The organism is Paraburkholderia aromaticivorans, assembly GCF_012689525.1.
Lineage (GTDB): Bacteria > Pseudomonadota > Gammaproteobacteria > Burkholderiales > Burkholderiaceae > Paraburkholderia > Paraburkholderia aromaticivorans_A.
Genome location: NZ_CP051514.1, coordinates 1,829,599 through 1,851,433, shown reverse-complemented (window position 1 = coordinate 1,851,433; position 21,835 = coordinate 1,829,599). Strand labels below are relative to the sequence as shown.

Genomic DNA, 21,835 nt, shown 5'->3' with positions numbered 1-21,835 from the left:
GAGGCTCGATACGAATCAAGGACGCAGCAATCATGCAAGACATTCCGCAATTCCTCGTTGATGGCTTTCTACTTGGCGGTCTTTACATGCTGGCATCGGTCGGTCTCGCGCTGGGTTTTGGCGTGGTCCGGTTCGTCAACTTCGCCCAGGGGGAGATGTTCATGCTGGGCGCCTACGGTGCTTTCTGGGCGAGTCACTTCTGGGGATTCGATCCGCTGGTATCGCTAATTCCGCTCATGCTGTTCGGCGGCGCTGTTGGTTTCGGCCTGTTTCGTGTGCTGTCCCGGTCTCTGGTGAACGCGCCGCATATCAATCAGATTCTGGTCACATTTGGATTCGGGCTGATTCTGCAAAACGTCGCCTTGATTGCATGGAGCGGAGACCAGCGCTCGACCAACCCGCCCTATGCGCTGACCTCGTTGCAACTCTGGCACGGCATGCTGTTCGTTCCCGTCGGTCGACTGGTTGCCTGCGCGGCCGCTCTGGTGCTTGTCGCGCTTTTATTTGTCTGGCTGAAATACAGCGAACTCGGCCGTGCGAGCCGCGCATTGTCCGAGAACCGCATGGCGGCAACCTTGATGGGTATCCCGGTCGAGCGCATGTACGCATTGACGTTCGGCGTGAGCGTAGCGCTTGGCGTCGCAACGGGCGTGTTGATCAGCTCGGTCTTTCCGATTGCGCCTTTCATGGGATTCGACCTGCTCATCAAAGGCTTCGCCGTGATCGTGCTCGGTGGCATGGGAAGCATCCTGGGTGCGGTTGCGGGTGCTTTCATCCTCGCGTATGGCGAAACGTTCTTCGCGTATTACGTGCCGGATGGAACGGGTTGGGGGGAGGGCGTCGCTTTCGCGCTGCTCTTCCTGGTCCTGTTGTTTCGTCCTCGCGGATTGCTTGGGCAAGCGGTGGAGGCCTGAGTCATGACGCGACTATCAATCACAACAGCATCCCTCGCTGCGCTTTCCGTCCTGTGGATCGCGTCTGCCTATGTTGCCACTCCAAGCCAGGCGGATCTTCTGTTCCGCGCCTCCACATTGATCGTGATGGGGATCAGCTGGAATCTGATGGCGAACGCGGGACTCATCTCGCTTGCGCATGCCAGCTTCTTCGGGATTGGGGGTTATGTGGCTGTGATCGTTGCCCGATCGTTCGGGTTTTCGCTGCTCGCCGCGTTGCCGCTATCGATTGTTGGCGGCGCGCTGCTCGGCGTGTTCCTAGCTATCGCAACGGGCCGGTTGAGTGGTCTCTTCTTCGCCATCGCGACCCTGGCCGTGTCGGAGGGCCTGCGAGTGATTGCACTCATGGTGCCGGCATTGACGGGCGGTGCACAAGGGCTCGACATGCCACAGCCGTTGCGATACAGCGTTCATGTCATGTCAGTTAACGCGGCATTGCTGGCAGCAGTATCGGCGGCAATCTCTCTGTTCCTTTCGCGCTCGAAGTTTCACTACGCATGCCGTGCCATGCGCAGCGGCGAAGGTGCAGCGCAGATGCTGGGGCTGAATCCACGCCGCTATCGCCTGCAAGTGCTTGCGATCGCAGGTGGGCTCGCGTCGTGCGTCGGTGGATTGAGCGCCTGGTACGCCGGTTTTCTCGACCCGCGAATCGCGTTTGGCCTGAACCTGACCATCGTTGCACAGATTGGCCCCATTCTTGGCGGTCTCTATACCGTTGCGGGCCCGGTGGTGGGGGCGCTGGTGCTGACTGGCATCTCTGAAGCCACGCGCGTTGTCTTTAACTCTAACGAGGCGTTCGGCCAGTTGCTCTACGGCGCCATTCTCGTCGTCGGCATTCTGCTGATGCCGCAGGGGATATGTGGTGCATGGAGCGGCGTGCGAAGGCGTTATCGGTTATCGCGGCCCGGTCTCAAGCTTGGCGCTCGCTCTCGATCCAGCGTCGTTCAGGGTCATGCCACGGGAGAAGAATCATGAAGCCGCATGACTGCGCTCTGTTATCGCTCCGCGACGTCAGCGCGGGATACAACGGATCGGTCGCGATAGAAGGAATCTCGCTCGATGTCCACCCCGGCGAAGTCGTTTGCCTTCTGGGTGCAAACGGCGCCGGCAAGACCACCACCATGGCGGCAATCACGGGGTTGATCGATTGCAAGGGAAGTGTCGTGTTCGAAGGTGCCAACCTGCTGCGACACAGCGCTGCCGCACGGGTGAGTCAGGGCGTTGCCCTCTCGCCCGAAGGCCGTAAGGTGTTTCCGAATCTCAGTGTTCATGAAAACCTCCTGCTCGGAGGCTTCAACCGCACTGCGCGACCAAACCGCAATCGCAAGCTCGAAGAGGTCTACTCGCTGTTTCCCAAGCTCTTCGAACGTCGCACTCAGGCGGCCGGTCTCATGTCAGGCGGAGAGCAACAGATGCTCGCCATTGGCCGCGCGCTGATGGCCTGTCCGAAACTGCTGCTGCTCGATGAGCCGTCGCTTGGCCTGGCACCAAAGATCGTGTTGCTGATGTTCGAGGCAATCCGGAAGATTGCTCAATCGAACGTCAGCATCCTGCTCGTTGAACAGAACGCCCATGCTGCGTTCAGCGTTGCCGACCGAGGCTATGTTCTCTCGGCGGGGCGGATCGTTCATACGAACACAATCGATCAGTTGCGCAAGCTCGATATCGTACGCGAGGCGTTTCTTGGCGGCCGGTCAGCCGGCGTGGTTTCGCGCGCTTCAAATGGAGAGGGCGATGCTTAAGGTCAACCAACTGGCAAAGAGCTTCGGTGGGTTAGCGGCGGTCAGTGACGTTAGTTTTGAGGTTGCACAAGGTGAGTTTGTCGGCGTCATCGGCCCTAACGGCGCTGGCAAGACGACGTTGCTCAATCTGATCACCGGGTATCTGCGGCCCGGCTCGGGCGAAATCACGTTCGAAGGGACACCAGTCCACCGTTTGCGGCCGTACGAAATCTGTCATTTGCGCATCGGTCGGACGTTTCAGGTAGTGCGCCCGTTCGCGGAGATGTCCGTGCTCGACAACGTAACGGTCGGAGCTTTGTTCTCCTCAGGCCTTGGCACCGGTATCGCCCAAGGGCGTCTCGCAGCAGAGCAACCCCTGAAGCTGACAGGCCTGTGGCAGAAGCGAGACCAACAGGCCGGCACGCTGACGATCGGCGAAAAGAAGAAGCTCGAACTCGCTAAAGCCCTTGCTACAAGTCCGCGATTGCTGTTGCTCGATGAGGTCCTCGCTGGGCTGACACGGGCGGAGGTCGACGAAATGGTGGGGGTGCTGCGTGACGTCAACGCGGTAGGCGTCACCATCATCATGATCGAGCATCTTGTCCACGTGATCATGAGTTTGTGTCAGCGGGTCGTCGTGCTGAATTTCGGCAAGTTGATATTCGAGGGCGACACGCACAGCGCCATGGAGCATCCGGAAGTCGTCCGGTCGTATCTCGGGCAGCCTCTGGAGCAATGCGAAACCTAGCCCCGTGTTACTTGGGGCGAACACCTGGCCACGCGCCAAGCGGTATTGGCATAGCCGCGCGCGGCGGGCCACTACAGGAGGAGACATGAGTAAAGAAACCCAGACACACGGCGGCAAACACAAGCCGCTGACACAGGCATTTCTCGGCGCGGTTGCCATGCTGTGCGCGACGCTGGCGGCCGCACAGGAAACGAAGCCGCCGATCGAGATCGGCGTTGTGCTGGAATTGACGGGGCGCCTTGCAAACTATGGTGAAGCGGGTAAGCGCGGCATCGACATGGCCGCGGACGCCTTCGGCGACACTAAGATCGGTGGACGTAACGTCAAGTTTGTCTATCGCGACGTTCAGTCGGAGCCGCAACTCGTCATCTCCGCGATCAACGATCTGACCAACTCGGAGCACGTCAATTACATTATCGGCCCGTGCGCGAGTCCGCTCGTGTCCGCGGCGGTACCGGCATGGCGCCAGACGAAACCAGTCTGGATGGAGTTCTGCGGTACCTCACCTCGGTTGCAGGAAGCGGTGGGAGCGGAAGCCAACTTCTTCCATACCTTTCCGTACTCGTATCACTATCACAAGGCCGAGGCCGGTGCTCTGCGGCAGTATCTTGGACCCGGGAAGAGAGCCGTTGTCATCTATTCCGACGACGAGCTCGGTCGTGGTCATATCGAGGCGATTGAAAAGTACTATCAGGATGCCGGAATCAAGATCATCGGCACGGAGGTGGCTCGTGTCGGCACGACTGATTTCAATCCCGTGCTGACCAAGCTTGGCCGCGCCAATCCGGACATTCTTGTCGCGATGGTGCAGGGCGGCGACCTCTCCACTTTGACCAAACAGATCTATGCGCGCAGGTTTGCCGCGCCATACCGTGTGTCGACAGGAGCCGTGCAGTTCGACACGTTTGTGAAGGCGGTGGGCAACGACGCACAGGAAGGATGGATCGGTCCGTCCACCTATGTGCCGGGCATCGATCGGCCGGCGGACCCTCAATATCCGAAGCTATTTCCGTCGTCGCGTGAATGGAACGACCGGTTTGTCAAACGCTACGGTAGGGAGCCCGACTTGCTCGACGTTGGTTCCTATGTCTCAGCTGCAATGTTGCTCATTGCCCTTCAGCATGCCGGAACAGATAACCGGGAGAAGGTGGCGATCGAGTTGGCGAAGCTCGACGTCATGACGCCATTGGGACGCGGTCACTTTGTAGACAGCGACGGAACGAAGCATCAGGCCTTCACGGACATGATGGTTTTCCAGCGTCAGGGTGGGCGACCGGTCGTCGTCTTTCCGCCGGAAGTCGCGACGCGCAAGCTGCAGCCCGCCCAGATTGCTCCGTAAGCGAGCCCAAGGCGCGGATGAAAGGCCACGCGGCCGACATTTGCCGAGGATGCCACACTCACTCTGGCGGTAAATCCGATGCGGGCATGGAATCGGGGAAAGACCGCCAGACGTCAACCGGCCGCACATCCGTCGCGCAAGGGTATTTCCCATACAAAAATAGAGCCGTTACCTGTCCCTGTCGATTGACGTCCACCGGCCTGCCCGCTAGTCTGAGCCAAGTATCGCGGCATAAAAAATCAGACGTGGAAAGGAGGAGTGATGAGCGGACTCAGCATTCAGGGCTTGATCCGAAGGGTGGACCTTTTCACTCTTAAACTGTTTCTTTCGGTTGTAGAGGAACGGCAGATCGGACGCGCGGCTATTCGGGAGAATATCGCCGCCTCAGCAGCAACAAAGCGAATCCAGGATCTGGAGGATGTAGCGGGCATCCGGCTTTTCGACCGGAACCCGAAAGGCGTCGTGACGAGCCAGGCAGGCGAGGTACTCGCGCGGCACGTTCGGGTCATGTTCGCTAGTCTCGACGAGATACGGCGCGACATCGGCGAACTGATAGACGGTGTCTCCGGGCACGTGGGCATTGGTGCAACCGGCTCGATCATTATCCAGTATCTCGCGCGCGAAATTGCCGAATTCACGCGGGATTTCCCCATGGTGCAGGTCGAATTGCACGAAGACGTCAACGCGAAGGTGATGCGTGCGGTCGCCTCGGGCGACATCGACGTAGGGGTGTTCGTCGCCACTGCAAATCTCGCGAACGAGGCGATCGACAGCGTCGAGTACCGCACCGACGATCTTGTGGCGGTAGTGCCGCTCGGTCATCCGTTGAGCGAGCGCGCGAGCGTCACACTGGTCGACCTGATGCAGGAGGACATTATCGGCATCGCACCCAATACCACATTAATGACCGAGTTGCACAAAGCGGCGGCGCTCGCAGGACGGGAACTCCACCCGAAATACAACGTGAATAGCGTCGAGGCGGCACGCAGTCTGGTTCAGGAGGGACTCGGCGTGACGATTCAGCCTGAGTGCATGCTGTCGCTCGAGGATTACGAGCGGCTATCGACTGTGGCATTGGCAGAGCCGTGGGCCCATCGGAGCATTCATATCGGCACGCAACGCGGGAAGGCCTTGTCGAGCGCGACCACAGCATTGATCAAACAACTCACTGAGCGGCCGCAACCGCTTGGGAGCGACGAATCACACCTCACAACTGACGCACGCACGCAGCAGGATAATTTGTCACGGTCGGTTTAGCCGCCGCGTCAACGCTGCGCATTCCACCGCGCGTCGCTAGCCAATTTAAAGCGACTTTCCTGTCCGGATCACAGACTGGCTTCAATGGAAGATGCTCAATAATGAACGCGCGGAGCGCTCGAATCGTTCGAACTGCAAGCTGTACCCGCGCCGGCGATACCGGCGCGAGTCCAGGATTAGCCGATCAGAACTTGTGACGGATACCGAGCCGGATCAACAATTGATTCTTGCTCGTCGACGCGTCGGGCGCGTAGGAGCCGCCGGCACCGAAGGTGTCAGGCGCAATCGACGCGACAGTCGCGCCGCCGGCTGCCCGCTGATACGCGCCGATCAGATAGACGTCGGTGCGCTTGGACAGGAAGTAGTCGCCGGTCAATGTCACCTGGTGGTATTTCGGCTCGACGCCGGACGAGTCCAGTTTTCCGTCGGTGAAGCAATAGCTGCCCGAAAGTAGGGCGAACGGTGTGATCTGATAGCTGACGTTGGCCTCGTAGTTATCGAACTTCAGCGAGTCCTGTGCGGAATTGAACTTCGAATGGCTGTACACGAGGCCGAATTTCAACGCGCTGAACTGGTAATTGGCGGCGGCGGCCCAGACATCCTCGCGCAACACGGCCGACGCCAGTCCTGCTGCATGTAGCGCCGAGGTGTTCGTGACGTTGATGTAGTCCCCGGAAACCGCCCCGGTTGTGTTCGAGTTCGGCGCGTTCAGATGGATGTAGCCCGCGCCAAGGCTGAGCGCTCCCCCCGAATAGCTGGCGCCGAGGCTCCACGTCCGGTTGCTGGCGAAGCCGGAGCCTTCTGTGCCGTTTGGCGCGTTGCTGAACGCGTACAGGCCGCCGAACTTGAACCCGCCGTAGTTAGAGCTCGTGTATTTGATTGCGTTGTTGATGCGGAAGTCGTTGTCCAGGTTATCGTTGTCGAAGGGGTGTGCAAGACCCGTGTAGACGATGCTGCTCAGTACCTGAACGTAGTCGACCACGGAATCATATTGGCGGCCCAGCGTCACCGTGCCGTACCTGTCGCTGCTCACGCCGACCCATGCCTGACGTCCGAATTCGCGGCCGCCTTGTCCCAATGCGCCACTGCCGAGAGAGAAGCCGTTTTCGATCTGGAAAATCGCACGCATACCGCCGCCGAGGTCTTCGATGCCTTTCAGGCCCCAGCGATTCCCCTGAAGCACGCCCGTGGTCATGGTCCAGTTGGCCTTGCCGCCGTCGTTGCTGATGTAGTTCACGCCGGCATCGAGGACGCCGTACAAGCTCACGCTGCCTTCCGCATAAGCATTGGCTATTGAAAATGTACCAAGTAATACTAATGAATAAGTTGTCTTTTTCATCAAAACGATCCCCTTGAACAATGGTTGCTTAAGCTGGTTTGAAAAGGTACAGACAATCAGGAATGGCTCTGCCGACGGGTTGGTCCGATGCCAGCGCCGGCTTCATCAGGACGCGCTTGCCGACCGCTCCTCATCGAGCCTTCTGCGGTAGTGCGGCAGCGCCGTGAACATCAGCCACGCAGCCGTCAAAGAAGCGATGGAGCAAACGATGGCGATCGAATAGCCCAGCGCCTTGGGATCGTGGAACACCTTATCGGTGACGAGCGCGATGGAGGTCGGTCCAAGGCCGAAGCCAATGAGTTGCCCAAAGAAAGTGTAGAGTGCGCCGACTGCACCGCGCATGCGGCTAGGCGAGGCAAGTTGCATCGCCGCGGCCATGATGCCGGTGGGCAGGCTGAAAAAGAAGACCGCGCCTGCGCTGGCCACGAGCGCTCCGACCGAACCCGGCGCGAACGGAATGGCGACACAAAAAATGAATATGCCGATCATGGAATAACCTGCTACGCGCAACGCTGCGTCTTCGTACCCGCGCTTTTCAAAGGCCCGTGCTATCCAGGGCCCAATGAGTACGCCGGCCGCACCAAACGTGACCACCAGCAACCCAAAGCGGAAACCCACCATTGCGGGTGCGACGCCGTGTACGCGAATCAGGTAGGCAGGGAGCCAGGCGGGCATGCCGAGCAGTACGATGCCGAGCGTGCCGAGACCGAGATAGATGCGACCGTAAAATCCTCGGCGTTGCCAGATAAACGAGGCAGCCTCACGGACCGTGTAATGCCGGTCATCTACCGCTGCTTTCAGTGTGTGGCTGCGAGCCGGCTCGCGTACCGTCACGAACAGTATGGCCGCCACCAGAAGCCCCGGCAGGCCGATCATCACGAAGGCCAATTGCCATGTGGCGAGCGCTGCCAGAATGGGGAGCTGCGCACGCATATTGCTCGCAAAGGCAATGACAAGACCGCCCGCAAGGAGCGAGAAGCCGCCGCCCAGCAGAGGCCCGAGCAGGAAAATGCTCAGTGCCCGAGGGGCGCGTCGCGCGCTGAACAGGTCGGCAATCATCGAACAGGCCACCGGGAAGACGCAAGCTTCGCTTGCGCCGACGCCGAAGCGGGCGACGAACAGTCCGAGATAGGTATCCGCACGTCCGCAGAGCGCTGTACAGATGCTCCACAGACAGATGCCGACCACCAGAATGTTGCGCCGGTTGGTGACGTCGACGAGACGTCCGAATATTGGTGCCGCCAGCAGGTAGGCTGAGACGAAGGCGATGCCTTGAACAAGGCTCAATTGCGTGTCGGAGATTGCCAGCGAATGGCGGATCGGGTCGACGAGCAGATTCAGCAACTGACGATCGATGTAAGCCAGCGAATATGACAGGGCCAGAAGGGCGAGGGTGTACCACGATCCTGCGCTATCCGGATGGATCGCCGCGGCGGATCGATACGTTAGCGGTCCTTCATGGCGGCCATGTTCGGGCACTGCAGCGTGCGTCGGATTTCTCATCATTTCTCCAGGCTTTCGCAACATTCGGATTGAACTGATTTCAGCGCTGTTCGGTGTTCAATTTTTTAACCACACTAATGTTAGGTAGTGTGAGATGAGACAAAAACTCAATCCATGGGTGTTAGCCCTGGAGCGTCGTCACACTTCAATGAATGTGCTCAAAAAATAAGTGGATTTCGAAAAAAACGACGTCCGAAAATATACGTAGGATGACGACATAATTGAGGCGCGAGACCGCGGAGCCATCTGTCTCACGACTTGGTTCGTGAAGCATGCGTGCTTGTGTCAAGTTCGCGCGGCAGCGGCGGCAACTGATAGCTATCGCTGAGGCAGTGGGTTTGGTTTCGGGTGAAACCAAGGCGTCCATGGGCGCAACGGCGGCCGACCAGGCAACCTCTCAACCGCGACCCGATGCGGCTGCCACGTCCACTGCTGCATCGGCACGTGGTCGCGGCTGCCCTTCACCGTGCTGCAGTCGTCGACGAACACGAGCTTCGGCTTCCCAACTCTTTCGGTACTTGCCTATTGCGCACGCGAGGGCTGCGAGTGCGCGTGACATCGGCAGAATCTGGCGCGCGTCTTTCCTAAGGTCGCGGTTGGACGGGCGCCCGTCAATCTCGTACGGCAATGTGTTCCGTACAGTGATGGACGAGAAGCGGTCACACTCACGCGCCGGGCGTTTGGGTCGCTGTGCGACGGAGGGGAGCAGGTCAACCGTGAGGGCGTTCACAACGTGGCTGCGCTGCGGCGGTGACGCCGATGAACATTCGCGCAAGCGATCTTGACCGGTTTTCCGGCGCTGTCACAACACACCATGCCGAAAGGATCCGGCAGTTGATGCCGGGCCGCCCGCGGCGGCGGCCCCATCGGCTAGCTTGCGGGGCCAAAATAGGATAATCTTTCAAGCACAAAGCGCTGCGGCAGCGCGCGTAACTTGACTAAAGAAACCACAATCAGACGCTCGAGCCGTGTTGCAGATGGTGGGGCAAATGCGCCGGCCGTCCCTAAGCGCGACTCGGGTCGGGACTCCATCAATCACGACTCTTTTGAGTCGACTCCAGGCAACTAAAGGCCAGAGTCGCGCGCCCAGTGCGGCGTGATGGTGACCGTTTTTATTTCAGAGGGCGAAGACACACGTGGGCAAGCGAAACGTCAACTCGAACGTGGATATGCGGGAGACCCTTTTGCAACTGGCCGCCCGCTCGTTCGTCACGCAAGGATACACCGCGACGACAATGCGTTCCCTCGCGGACCAGGCCGGCATTGAGGCTGCAAGCATCTACTACCATTTTTCTTCGAAAGAAGAACTGGTGGAGGTTGTCGTTGCACACGGCGGGGATAGCATCGTGCAGCATATCCGGGAACACCTGGACGCACTGCCGCCGAACGCCTCGGCGGAGACGCGGTTCAAGGCGGCGGTGCTTGGGCAGATGAGCGCGCTGATCAAGTTCGGCGACTATGCGCTGGCGCATGGAAGACTGCTCGCCCAATTGCCCGACAAGGCGCGCGAAGGCCAGGTGAAGCGTCATGAGCAGAATCAGAGGCTCTGGACTCAACTGCTCGAGGGTCTGAGGACGGAAGGCATGCTGCGTCCCGACGTCGATATCGCCTTGTGCCGTGTGTTCCTGCTCGGGTGCATCAATTCTGTGCAAGGCTGGTTCAATCCTCGAAAGGGCGCTCTGGATCAAGTCGCGGAGCAGATCTGCGGCATGTTTTTCGAAGGGGTCAAGCCGGCCGCGAAGGCACGCAAAGCATCTCGTCGTCCTGAGGCGGCTGCGTCGTCCTGAGGCGCGCGTTACTGTTCCGATCAGGCAGGCGAGCCGGCCGACATTTCGCCGGTTCGCACATGACGCAGCAGAAAATCGATCGCTGCGAGGCCGAAAGCATCGTTGCGGTCACCGGCCACCATATGGCCAGCCTCACTCACGTTCACGTATTCGGCCCGTGGACAAAAACCGAGAAATTCTTCGACGCCCGCTTCGCTGACTACATCGGAATTGCCGCCGCGCACCAGCAGCGTAGGTAGCGTCAAGCGGCGCGCGCACGCCGACAGGCGCGCATGGCGACGGTTCCGGTCGTGCTGGTTTCCGATGAAGCGAGGATCCCAATGCCAGCGGAATTTGCCGTCCTTCCCGAGGCGCACATTCTTGGCGAGGCCATCCAGACTCTGCGGGCGCGTCTGCTGCGGCCGGTACTGTGTGATCGCATCGGCTACTTCATCGAGTGATCCGAAACCTTCTGGCCTCTGCTGCATGAAGGCCTGGATGCGGGCAACGCCCGCGGGCTCGGTGTGCGGCACGATGTCGACGAGGATCAGCGCGCGAGCGTCAACACTGTCCTCGCCCACTGCGACGAGGCTGGTGCATCCGCCCATGGACGCGCCGACGAGCACGGCCTGCTGTCCGCCGAGCGCTGTCAGGACGCAATTCAGATCGCTCACCATCGCGTCCTGACTGTAGTTCCCGTCGGGGCACCATTCGGAATCGCCGTGACCTCTCGCGTCGAAGGCAACAGCGGAATAGCCGGCCGCACCAAGACGCTTGCCGGTCCCGCCCCATGCGTGGCGGGTTTGGCCGCCGCCGTGCAACAGGACGACAAGCGGCCCATCGGGATTGCCCCAGGAGTCTCCGGCGAGTTTGACTCCATCCGTGCCGATCCATGTATGCATCGGGGTCGGTGTTCCCGGAAGGCGTTCTCCTGCTTCCATCTTGTCCTCATCAATCGATATTGCGCGCCATGTCCGGCACGCACAGCATGTCCTCGGCGAGCATCCCTCCTGGCCGCTAGTGCGTCAACGTCTCGCGCATTGTTGTTCCGTACTTCGAGCGTAACTCAGGTCGCGTAAAGATTCGGGAGCCGGTGCCGACCATCACGTTTGGCCGAACACTTCGCCCATCCGGCGAGGCGGAAGCGGCCGGGCGATCATCGCGCCAATCGCCGGATCGGGGTTAACACTGCTTGTAGGCCGTACTGTCAGCGACCAAACTACCTAACGTTAGTAAGGTAAATCAGACAACGATGATGAAAGGGTGACCTTGTATGAGTGCTAGTCCGATGAAACCCATTAGATCCTTCCTGTTCGTACCTGGGAATAAACCGAGCTGGATGGAGAAGGTGATCGTCGCCAAGGCCGACGCACTGATTCTCGATCTGGAAGACAGTGTGCCGGCGGAGTTGAAGGTGGAAGCGCGCGACATTGTTCAGTCGAAACTTGCATGGCTTGCAGAGCAAAAGCAGCGTGTGTTCGTGCGGATCAACCGCAGCCCGCACCTGTATGACTTCGACGACATCCTCGCCGTCGTCGGGCCGCACGTGGAAGGGATCGTGATCTCGAAACCTTGCGGACCGGAGGATGTGGACTGCGTGTCGATGATGCTGTCTGAGGCCGAATATCGCAACGGGCTGCCGGTCGGCACGACGCGCGTGATTCCGCTGCTGGAGACAGCCCGCGCACTGCAGTTCGCTTACGAGATCGCACAGCGAGACCGGGTTGCGGCACTGTGCGGTGCGACAGCAAAGAACGCCGACGTGGCCCGCGCGCTCGGCTATGTTTGGTCGCCGGGCGGACGAGAAAGCTTGTATTTCAAGTCGCGTGCCGTCATGGCCGCGCGCGCCGCCGGCAAGTTGCCCATTGGCGGTGTGTGGCAGCAGGTGCATGACGTCGAGGGTCTCAAGAAATCGGCGCAACGCGACCGTGCGCTGGGCATGACGGGCGAACTGCTGCTGCATCCGTCGAACGTGGCGGCCGTCAACGAAATCTACAGCCCTTCAGCCGAAGAGGTGGCCTTCTACGAGGGCATGATTGCCGCGCTCGAGAAGGCCGAGGCGGAAGGACGCGCTTCGACGATCTATGACGGCGAGCACATCGACATCGCCCATGTGAAAACCGCCCGGGAAATCATCGCACTGGCGCGGACCTTCAACAGTTGACCGGTAGCACGAACTTTTTCAGCGACGGTCCCTCGTTCGGGGCCGCCACGCCACTATTCAGGAGACGCATCATGGCTGGACTTTACTTCGAAGATTGCAAGGAAGGCCTTGTGATCGATCACGCAATTCGCCGAACCGTGACCGAGACCGACAACGTTCTGTTCTCGGCGATGACCTACAACTGCGCACCGCTGCACATCGACGCCGAATACAGCAAGAACTCCATCTACGGCCAGCGCCTCGTCAACAGCATGTTCCTGCTCGCGCTGGTGGCGGGCGTGACGGTAGCTGAGACGACGCTCGGCACGACGCTCGGCAACCTGGGGTTCAAGGAGATCACGTTCCCGAAGCCGACCTTCCATGGCGACACGATCCGCGTGCGCACGGAGATTCTTAACGCACGGCTCTCGAAGAGCCGCAATGACTCGGGCATCGTGACGTTCAAGCACGTCGCCCTGAATCAGCGTGACGAAATCGTCTGCGAAGCGGTGCGCGTCGGCCTGATGTTGGTACGCCCGGAGCAATAAGCGATACGAGCGAATACGAGCTAATACGAGCGGCAAGAAGGCCAGGACAGCAACTTTTCTACAAAACATCGTCGCATAAAAATGGATAAAAATTAGTCATCCATATCTATATTCTGCTGGAGAAATCATGAGTGAATCAAGTGTAGTGAGTGAGGCGCAAGAAGAGCGCGAGTCGCATTTGAAGGATGTACGGGAGGCCGCACGCACCCTTGCACGCCGTTTCGATCTGGCGTATTGGCGTACTTGCGACAAGGAAGAAAAGTATCCCTGGGAGTTCGTGAACGCGTTTGCGCAGGCTGGCTGGATGGGCGTCATGACGCCGGAGGAGTACGGCGGCATGGGTCTGGGGCTAAGTGAAGCCGCAATCATGCTGAACGAGATCGGTGCCTCGGGTGCGGGCATGAGTGGCGCGTCGGCCGTTCACTTTTACGTGTTCCCGCCGCAGCCGATCATGCGGCACGGTTCGGAGGAACTCAAGCGCAGATGTCTGCCGGCCATGGCGAAGGGCGAAATGCTGATGGCCTTCGGCGTGACGGAGCCGACTTCGGGTGTCGACACGTCCCGCATCCGCACGAAAGCGGAGCGCAAGGGCGACCGCTGGGTCATCAACGGCCAGAAAGTGTGGACGACAAACGCGCAGAACGCGACGAAAATTCTGTTGCTGGCGCGCACCTCGCCCCGCGACGAAAAGCGGCCGCTCGACGGCATGACGCTGTTCTTTGCCGATCTCGATCGCAAGCACTGCGACGTGCGCGTAATCGACAAACTGGGCCGTGCGGCGGTGGACTCCAACGAGGTGTTTATCGACGGTCTGGAAGTCGCTGACGAGAATGTGGTCGGCGAGGTCGGACGTGGGTTCCATTATCTGCTGGACGGCTTGAATCCGGAGCGGATCGTCGTGGGAATGGAAGGGATCGGTATTGGGCGCGCGGCCTTGAATCTGGCGGTTGAATACGCGAACTCGCGAGTGATTTTCGACCGTCCAATCGGCAAGAATCAGGCCGTCGCGCATCCGCTGGCGGAGAACTGGATCCGGCTGGAAGCGGCTGAACTGATGGCGCTTCGGGCAGCGGCACTCTACGACAGCCACCAGTCGTGCGGCGCCGAGGCGAATGCCGCGAAGTTCCTGGGCGCCGACGCCGGATTCCAGGCTGCCGACCAGGCCATGCAGACCCACGGCGGCTTCGCTTACGCCAAGGAATACCACGTCGAACGGCTCTGGCGTGAAGTTCGTCTGCTGCGCCTCGCGCCGATTTCGCAGGAGATGGTGCTCAACTTTGTTTCCAACAAGGTCCTCGGCCTGCCCAAGTCCTACTGATCGGTGATGGGCCCCTGCGGGGGCGACCGTTCATTCCAAAGTGGAGGCTGGAGACAAAGATGTCAAATCAGAATTCACGTCCGCTCGACGGCATCCGGGTCCTCGACCTGACGGTCGCCCTTGCGGGGCCGTACGCGTCGATGGTGCTGGGTGGCATGGGGGCTGAGGTCATTCGCGTGGAGGCGCCGGGAGGCGGCGATATCGCGCGCACCAATCCACCGTTCGTCGGCAAGGACGGTATCAATTTCGGCGCGAAGGCCGACGATGAAGTTTCGCTCACCATCCTGAACCGCGCGCGCAACAAGAAGAGTATTACCCTCGACCTGAAAAGCGAACGAGGCCGTGAGATCTTCATGAAGCTCGCGGAACAATGCGACGTGCTGATCGAAAACGTGAGCGAGGGGGCGACGGCGCGCCTCGGCATCGACTACGCGCAGGTTCAGCGCCGCAACCCCAAAATCGTCTACGCGTCCATCAAGGCGCTGGGCGAGCCGAGCGCCTATCCCGGTCTGAAGGGCATGGACATCATCGTGCAGGCCCTGAGTGGCGTCATGGAAGTCACCGGCTTCGCGGACGGCCCGCCCACGCGGTGCGGCCTGCCTATCGCGGATCTGGTGGCGCCGCTCTATGCGCTCAATGGAATCCTCGCGGCATTGATTCAACGTGGCCGGACGGGCGAGGGTCAGCTCGTGAAGGTTTCCATGCTCGATTGCCTCGCGTCGTGGGTCGCGGAGGAGCATTTCGATGTGTTTGCCAAGGCGGGTTACCGTACGCGAACGGGCAATTTCCAGGACCGTCTGGTCCCGTTTGGCGTCTATCAAACGAAGGACGGCTACGTGTCCATCGCGGCACTTCATCCAGACTGGCTGCGAGGGCTGCTCGACGCGCTGGATCAACCGCACCTGATGGACGACCCGCGTTTCAGCAGCCGTGGACCGAGACTCAAGCATGCCGCGGAATTGAACGCGATCATCGAAGCATGGACACGGCAGCGGACCTCGGACGATGTCGTGCACGAACTGCTGGAGAAGCGTTCCGTGCCGTCCGCACGCGTGCGTCGGCCCGACGAGGTGCTGAACGATCCGTTCCTGCATGAAAGCGGTGCGGTCATGAACCTGGAGCATCCAACGCTTGGGCCAATTGGCGCGATCGGCATGGGCTTGCCGATTCAGTTCTCGAAAAGTACAGCCCAGTTCGACCAGCCGGCGACCGAACTCGGTTCCGCGAACGAGCAGATCTACGGCGACTTGCTGGCTTTCTCGAAGCGCGACATCGACGAATTGCGTGCTGTGGGGATTATCTAGGCGAAGCACGCCGAAACCGCCGTTGGCACTTCGCATCTCATGTCAGGCTTGAAAACGAGGGGACGTAAATTGGGACCGTTAGCAGGGGTACGTATTGTTGAATTGGCGGGGATCGGGCCGGGACCGGTCGCAGCCATGCTGCTCGCCGATCTCGGGGCGACCGTGATCCGTGTGGATCGCAAGGAGCCTTCCGGGCTAGGTTTGCCGCGCCCGGTTCAGTTCGACGTGGCGCTACGCAACCGCAAGTCGATCCGGGTCGACCTCAAGGATCCGGCGGGGATCGCGCTCGTGCTGGATCTCGTCGGCAAGGCGGATGCCTTGATCGAAGGCTTTCGCCCCGGCGTGACCGAACGTCTTGGACTAGGGCCGGGCATTTGCCTGGAGCGCAATCCGAAGCTGGTGTATGGGCGCGTGACGGGGTGGGGGCAGGACGGGCCGCTCGCGCAGTCTGCCGGGCATGATATCAACTACATTTCGATCACCGGCGTGCTGAATGCCATCGGCGAACGCGGCCAGGCGCCGGCGATCCCACTCAATGTGATCGGCGACTATGCGGGCGGGTCGCTCTATCTCGCACTCGGGATCCTCGCGGGCGTGCTTGAGACTCGCACGTCGGGCAAGGGGCAGGTGGTGGACGCCGCGATCGTCGACGGTGTGGCGTCGCTGATGACGGTTCTTGTCGGCTTGCGCGAAGCCGGCATGTTCAGTGGCGAGCGTGGCGCCAACCTGGTTGACTCCGGTGCGCCCTTTTACCAGGTCTACGCCTGCGCCGACGGCAAGTACCTGTCGATCGGGCCCATCGAGCAGAAGTTCTATGTACAGTTGCTCGAGTGTCTCGGCTTGAATCCAACGGACCTGGGCGATCAGATGGACCAGCGGAACTGGCGGGAGAACAAGGCGATCTTTACGTCGAAGTTCAAGGAAAGAACCCGGGCCGAGTGGCTGGCGCTGTTCGAGAGTTCGGATGCCTGTGTCGCGCCGGTGCTGGATCTGAAGGAGGCGTACGAGCATCCGCATATCAAAGCACGTGGGACCTATATCAACGTCGCGGGTGTCATGCAGCCGGCGCCCGCACCCCGATTTTCCCGCACGACGCTGCCTACTCCAGTGCCGCCTGCCGAACTGAATCGAGAGAATGGGTCCGCGGCACTTGGCGACTGGCTGTCGGATAGCGAAATTGCTGAACTAGCTGACGCGGGAACGTTTAGCTAACCGTGAAAAACGGCGATCCATACCCCACATGATCGACACCGCCCGGTGCAACTTCTCTAGTGGCAGTGAATCGGAAGGGTTTGGACGAGCATAGGCACCCGATCATCGTTCACATAGTTCATATAGTTTGGCCACCTGTGTCGTGGTCCTCTTGAGGCAAGACGGAGTCAGCGATGTCCTTGCAGACGCGCAACATTGTTCGGTTTGTTCCGTCATCCAAAGGTTCGGACCCGGACCCGGACCCGGCCGTGGTCGAAGACGATAGCGGGAAAACCGTCAGGCGTGAAGGCGGCGGCCATGCGATGGTCATGCCGCTTGCCCGAAGCCTCTCGATTCTGTCCGCGTTTACACCGGCATCCCCTTGGCTCGGCAATCAGGAGATCGTCTTCGAGACGGGAATTCCTGCAGCCACTGTGTCGAGAATGCTGCGCTCGCTAGTGGCGGTGGGCTATCTGCATTACTCGTCGGAACGACGCAAATACCGCCTGACTGCCGCAGTGCTCTCGCTCGGCTACGCTGCGATTGCGCACTCCACCGTCCAGCGCGCGGCTCGCCTCGAAATGCAGTCGTTTGCCAATGCGAACGAGGCGTTTATCGTGCTGGCCACACGGGATCGCCTGGACGTGGTCGTGCTTGAGACGTGCGCGAGCAAGCCGGCCGCACTGGATCTCAAGCTGTATGCGGGCACGCGGCTGCGCATCGCGTCCTCTCCGATGGGCTGGGCCTTGCTAGCTGCGTTGCCGGAGCTTGAACGGTTCTATCTGCTGGGCAACATCGAACGGAAAATGGGCCGCGATTGGCCGTATCTGCGCCGTAATATTAGCGAAGGTATTTCGCAGGTGCATAACGGCGGCTATTGCACGTCGCTTGGCGAATGGGAACCCGAACTCGCCATTGTTGCCGCGCCGCTTGTGGTTCCGGATCACGCGCCGCTCGTGCTGGCGTGCATCGGGCGAGGCGCGCGCATGGGGCGTGCGAGAGTCGAGCGCGAACTGGGTCCCCGGCTCGTTGCAACGGCTCGGTCTTTGCAGGAACAGGCGCTTTTTGCAAACTGAGGCGATCATGAAAAATGCTGGTGAGTCTCCCGAGATCACGTTGACGGTCGAACGCGGACTCGAAGTGCTGCGCGCGTTTCACGCGGACAGGGCTCCGCTGTCCAACGCTGAACTGGTGCGCCGGACGGGCCTGCCGAAAGCAACCGTTTCCCGGCTGACAACGACCCTGATACGCATCGGTTTCCTGCGCAGAGCGGGCGGTGGCCGGCAGTTCGAACTGGGCGCTGGTGCGCTCGGCATCGGGCACGCCTATCTCGAAGTGAATCCGGTGACACGCATCGTCAATCCGTTTCTGCAGGAGCTGGCCGACAAGCTCGACGTGTGTGTGGCGCTCGCCGTGGCGCATCACCTCGACATGCTTTACATCGCGTGTGGAATCAGCGCGAAGATCGCGACGCTGCGCACCGGTGTTGGCTCGTCGATACCGATGGAATCGACTGCGGCTGGCCGTGCGTACCTATACGGATTGCCGCCGGCGGAGCGCCGCGCGCGAATGGCCACGGTACTCGAAGACGCAGGTGAGAGTGCAAAGCTGGTTCAGCACAGCATTGAAGCGGCCTTCGACGATCTCGCGGAGTCCGGCGTATGCGTATGCGTCGGCGAATACCAGCGCAATGCCTTCGGGATCGCGCTACCGGTGCGGCTCGGGCGCTCCGGTACTTTGATGGCGCTGAATTGCGGTGCAGTGGAGTTGCAGCCTGACGTTGCGAAGATTCGCCGCCGGTTCATGCCGGCGCTCAAGGCCGCCGCCCACACGCTGACCGAACTGCTTGAAGACGTCGACTGCACGCCTTGATCGATCCGGGGAGTGCCGGGCGCCGCGCCGTTTGTTATTCACGTTCGGGGCGTGCCCGGCTGCATTGCTTCAGATGACACCCAGTTCACGAAGCGAATCAATCTGCACCTTGCTGTAGCCGGTCTCGGTGAGGATCTCGTCGGTGTGCTCGCCAATCGTCGGCGGGCGCGATTCGATCGACGGCGGTGTACGCGAAAGCGTGGCCGGCGATTCAACAATCGGTGCGGGGCGTGACAGGCCCGGATAGTCGAGCCACTTGAAGGCGCCCGATGCCTGGACCAGCGGATCTTCGAGTGTTTCGCGTGGCGAATAGACCGGTCCGGCCGGAATCTTGGCTTTCTCCAACGCGGCAAGGGCTTCGGTACGTGTACGAGTCGCACACCATTTTCCCATCCGCGCGCTCAGCACTTCACCGTGCTCGCCGCGGCTCAGGTCGTCGCTGAAGCGCGGGTCGTCGATCAGCTCGGGCGCGCCGATCAGGGTCGCCCAACGCTTGAACAGCGGTTGACCGATGACTTGAGCGATGATCCAGCCGTCGGTCGTGCGAAAGATGTCGGACGGACCGTAGTTCGGGCTGCGGTTTCCCGTGGCCTGCCGGTTCAGACCGAGCACCGATTCCTCTATCAGTGCGCCGCTTGCAATGGTTAACGCTGTCTGCAGCAGCGACACCTCGACCATTTGACCGCGTCCGCTCGTGCGGCGCTCGTACAGCGCCATCATGGTCCCCATCGCGCAGGACAACGCGGTCGCGAAGTCGACGGCCGGCACCATCGCCTTGGTCGGACTATTGGGCATGCCTGACATGTGGACCGCACCGCTCATGGCCTGGCCGACGCCGTCGAAGCCGACGCGGTGCGCCGCGTCGGCATGCGAGCCGAACGCAGACGATGCGGTCAGGATGATGTCCGGCTTGATGGTGCACAAGGTCTCGTAGTCGAGGCCGAGATTGCTCAGCGTTTTAGGCGGCATATTGGCGACCACCACGTCCGCATTGCGGATGAGTCGATGCGCCACCTCACGTCCCTCGGGCCGGTCGATATCAAGCGTCAACGAGCGCTTGTTACGGTTGGACTGCAGAAAAAAAGCGCCTTCGCCGGTGTCCGTCACCGGCATCACGAACCGGTCTTCGCTTCCGCCGGTCCGATCGATCCGGATGACATCAGCGCCATAGTCGGCAAGCAGCGCTGCGCAAAACGGCCCCGCAATATAGCGGCCGAAATCGAGAACGCGAATTCCGTGAAGTACTTTTTGCATCAGTCGTTCTTCCACTGTGAATGTCAGGTCGTCGCGGTTTGCGTAGCAAGGGAGATTCGGACTCTCCTATCGCTTACTGCATTACGCATGCGAACCGCAAAATGCCTGCGGTCGCATTCCGGTGTGGCTATGAGTCAATCATGGACGCGAGCGATCTATACAGTCAACGCGATCACACAAGTCGTTCCGTACGTCGGAAGCGGAAAGGCCGTGCAGAACCCTTATCGACGTACTGCCCTTCGCGTTTGCAAGAGGCGATCCGCTGATTTTGAGTAACCGGCATTTCTAAAGTACGGAACGGTCACCTCTCCCGCATTGATCTTTGTCGCGCGACGGTTCTCAATAGCCGACATCGCCCCATGCGGCAAATCAAATGAATCGAGTCTCTACAACGATCGTCTTGCCCACGATGCAAAGCGATTTCGAAAATAGTCAGGAAAGATCCGTTGGACACGCTACAAACGATGAGGGTATTCATGCGCGTCGCCGAGGAGGGCAGTTTCACCGGCGCGGCGCAACGACTGCAGGTCAATACGGCGCATGTCTCGCGAGCCGTGGTCACCCTCGAGAACCGCTTGCGCACGCGTCTGTTCCATCGCACGACTCGCCGCGTCGCCTTGACCGAGGCGGGCGAACGTTATTTGCGGCGGTGCGAACAGATTCTTGCCTGTGTCGATCAGGCGGAAGCCGAGGCGGCGGATGCACACGCCCGCCCGTCCGGCCGCTTACGCGTGCATGCGACGACCGGCTTCGGCCAGGCCTATGTGGTGCCGGCGGTGCTGCGCTATCAGCAGTGTTACCCGTCGGTGTCCGTCGAGTTGACGTTATCCCAGCATGTGCCGGATCTTCTCGATGAAGGCTATGACGTGTCGCTGCAGTTGAGCGCGAGGGATCTCCCGGATTCGGGATTGGTGTGCCAGCAGCTTGGCGTCCTGCATAGCGTGCTGTGCGCGGCGCCGGCCTATCTGCAGGAAAGAGGCGTGCCGCGCAACGTGCCGGAACTGGCCGGGCACACGTGCTTGCAGATGCTGACGTCCGTATTTCCCAGCGATCAGTGGCATCTCTTTGGCCCGAAACGAGACGAGATGTTTCGACTACCTGCTGCGGTTTTTCAGGTCAACATTGCCGAGGCGCTGGCTGTCGCGCTGCGTGAAGGGGTCGGCATCGGTGCATTGCCAGTATCGACCGCGCTGCCGGCGTTGCGTAGCGGTGCGCTCCTGCGTGTCTTGCCCGACCATAGGCTCCAGGCGTTGACCGCCTACGCGCTCTACGCATCGCGCCAATACGTCGATGCCAAGATCAGGACGTTTGTCGAATCGTTGCGCGAATGGATTCCGCAGGCGCTTAGCGCCGATATGGCGATACTGCGCTCAATGAGCGATACGCGGCCGGCAGAAAACCGGTCGGCTCCTTGACGATGTTTTTCGAAGCGGTACCCATGGGTGAAATCGACTTCGAAAATGGAAAATCGCGCCTTCGCCGAATACAAATTGCGCAGTTCATCGGGGTGCAACACACTCACATTCATCGTGCGGTCGTGCGGTCGTGCGTCGCAACGAACGAAATAACGAAGGAACAG

General features: G+C 60.4%; 19 protein-coding genes. 15 read left to right on the top strand and 4 right to left on the bottom strand.

What is annotated here, in order from left to right; genetic code table 11:
* Nucleotides 1–32: 32 nt before the first annotated feature.
* The 6 genes from HF916_RS08700 to HF916_RS08675 all read left to right on the top strand — a co-directional run bounded on the left by HF916_RS08700 (nucleotide 33) and on the right by HF916_RS08675 (nucleotide 6,018).
* Nucleotides 33–914 (top strand): branched-chain amino acid ABC transporter permease, encoded by an 882-nt coding sequence (locus tag HF916_RS08700; RefSeq protein ID WP_168788524.1) that lies wholly within the window; start codon nucleotides 33–35, stop codon nucleotides 912–914.
* A gap of 3 nt (nucleotides 915–917) precedes the next feature.
* A complete protein-coding gene (locus tag HF916_RS08695) occupies nucleotides 918–1,928 on the top strand; it encodes a branched-chain amino acid ABC transporter permease (protein ID WP_168788523.1) in 1,011 nt (336 codons plus the stop codon).
* 17 nt (nucleotides 1,929–1,945) lie between these two features.
* The gene (locus tag HF916_RS08690) at nucleotides 1,946–2,695 is read left to right on the top strand and encodes an ABC transporter ATP-binding protein (RefSeq protein WP_431311396.1); all 750 of its coding nucleotides are present in this window, start codon (nucleotides 1,946–1,948) and stop codon (nucleotides 2,693–2,695) included.
* Nucleotides 2,688–3,422: an ABC transporter ATP-binding protein gene (locus HF916_RS08685; protein ID WP_168788521.1), complete on the top strand. Its 735-nt coding sequence runs from the start codon at nucleotides 2,688–2,690 to the stop codon at nucleotides 3,420–3,422. The genes HF916_RS08690 and HF916_RS08685 overlap by 8 nt, the downstream gene beginning before the upstream one ends.
* A 157-nt stretch (nucleotides 3,423–3,579) precedes the next feature.
* On the top strand, nucleotides 3,580–4,761 hold the full coding sequence (locus tag HF916_RS08680) for an ABC transporter substrate-binding protein (RefSeq protein WP_168788520.1): 1,182 nt from the start codon (nucleotides 3,580–3,582) through the stop codon (nucleotides 4,759–4,761).
* A 261-nt stretch (nucleotides 4,762–5,022) separates the two neighbouring features.
* A complete protein-coding gene (locus HF916_RS08675; RefSeq protein WP_168788519.1) occupies nucleotides 5,023–6,018 on the top strand; it encodes a LysR family transcriptional regulator in 996 nt (331 codons plus the stop codon).
* 184 nt (nucleotides 6,019–6,202) lie between these two features.
* Here the strand turns inward: HF916_RS08675 and HF916_RS08670 are convergent, their stop codons facing one another.
* Together HF916_RS08670 and HF916_RS08665 are read right to left on the bottom strand one after the other, a co-directional pair.
* Nucleotides 6,203–7,357, bottom strand: coding sequence for a porin (locus tag HF916_RS08670; RefSeq protein WP_168788518.1), 1,155 nt, complete (start codon nucleotides 7,355–7,357; stop codon nucleotides 6,203–6,205).
* Nucleotides 7,358–7,462: 105 nt separating this feature from the next.
* Nucleotides 7,463–8,860, bottom strand: coding sequence for an MFS transporter (locus HF916_RS08665; protein WP_277352254.1), 1,398 nt, complete (start codon nucleotides 8,858–8,860; stop codon nucleotides 7,463–7,465).
* A gap of 1,169 nt (nucleotides 8,861–10,029) precedes the next feature.
* Here HF916_RS08665 and HF916_RS08660 point away from each other — a divergent pair.
* A complete protein-coding gene (locus tag HF916_RS08660; RefSeq protein WP_168789080.1) occupies nucleotides 10,030–10,647 on the top strand; it encodes a TetR/AcrR family transcriptional regulator in 618 nt (205 codons plus the stop codon).
* A 20-nt stretch (nucleotides 10,648–10,667) separates the two neighbouring features.
* On the opposite strand, the gene HF916_RS08655 is transcribed toward HF916_RS08660, so the two are convergent.
* Nucleotides 10,668–11,567: an alpha/beta fold hydrolase gene (locus HF916_RS08655; protein ID WP_168788516.1), complete on the bottom strand. Its 900-nt coding sequence runs from the start codon at nucleotides 11,565–11,567 to the stop codon at nucleotides 10,668–10,670.
* A 347-nt stretch (nucleotides 11,568–11,914) separates the two neighbouring features.
* On the opposite strand from HF916_RS08655, the gene HF916_RS08650 reads away from it, so the two are divergent.
* The 7 genes from HF916_RS08650 to HF916_RS08620 all read left to right on the top strand — a co-directional run bounded on the left by HF916_RS08650 (nucleotide 11,915) and on the right by HF916_RS08620 (nucleotide 19,002).
* Entirely contained in the window at nucleotides 11,915–12,790 is an 876-nt protein-coding gene (locus HF916_RS08650; protein WP_168788515.1) for an HpcH/HpaI aldolase/citrate lyase family protein, read from the top strand.
* A 71-nt stretch (nucleotides 12,791–12,861) separates the two neighbouring features.
* A complete protein-coding gene (locus HF916_RS08645) occupies nucleotides 12,862–13,317 on the top strand; it encodes a MaoC family dehydratase (RefSeq protein ID WP_168788514.1) in 456 nt (151 codons plus the stop codon).
* A gap of 127 nt (nucleotides 13,318–13,444) precedes the next feature.
* Entirely contained in the window at nucleotides 13,445–14,635 is a 1,191-nt protein-coding gene (locus tag HF916_RS08640) for an acyl-CoA dehydrogenase family protein (RefSeq protein ID WP_168788513.1), read from the top strand.
* A gap of 59 nt (nucleotides 14,636–14,694) precedes the next feature.
* Nucleotides 14,695–15,939 (top strand): CaiB/BaiF CoA transferase family protein, encoded by a 1,245-nt coding sequence (locus HF916_RS08635; protein WP_168788512.1) that lies wholly within the window; start codon nucleotides 14,695–14,697, stop codon nucleotides 15,937–15,939.
* 39 nt (nucleotides 15,940–15,978) lie between these two features.
* Nucleotides 15,979–17,151, top strand: coding sequence for a CaiB/BaiF CoA transferase family protein (locus HF916_RS08630; RefSeq protein ID WP_168788511.1), 1,173 nt, complete (start codon nucleotides 15,979–15,981; stop codon nucleotides 17,149–17,151).
* Between the two features lie 173 nt (nucleotides 17,152–17,324).
* Nucleotides 17,325–18,206, top strand: a complete 882-nt coding sequence (locus HF916_RS08625; RefSeq protein ID WP_168788510.1) for an IclR family transcriptional regulator — start codon at nucleotides 17,325–17,327, stop codon at nucleotides 18,204–18,206.
* Nucleotides 18,207–18,213: 7 nt separating this feature from the next.
* Complete coding sequence (locus HF916_RS08620; protein WP_168788509.1) at nucleotides 18,214–19,002, top strand: IclR family transcriptional regulator; 789 nt, start codon at nucleotides 18,214–18,216, stop codon at nucleotides 19,000–19,002.
* 69 nt (nucleotides 19,003–19,071) lie between these two features.
* On the opposite strand, the gene HF916_RS08615 is transcribed toward HF916_RS08620, so the two are convergent.
* Nucleotides 19,072–20,256, bottom strand: coding sequence for a CaiB/BaiF CoA transferase family protein (locus HF916_RS08615; protein ID WP_168788508.1), 1,185 nt, complete (start codon nucleotides 20,254–20,256; stop codon nucleotides 19,072–19,074).
* A gap of 446 nt (nucleotides 20,257–20,702) precedes the next feature.
* Here HF916_RS08615 and HF916_RS08610 point away from each other — a divergent pair, with 446 nt between their 5' ends.
* Complete coding sequence (locus HF916_RS08610) at nucleotides 20,703–21,671, top strand: LysR family transcriptional regulator (protein WP_168788507.1); 969 nt, start codon at nucleotides 20,703–20,705, stop codon at nucleotides 21,669–21,671.
* The last annotated feature ends 164 nt before the right edge of the window (nucleotides 21,672–21,835 follow it).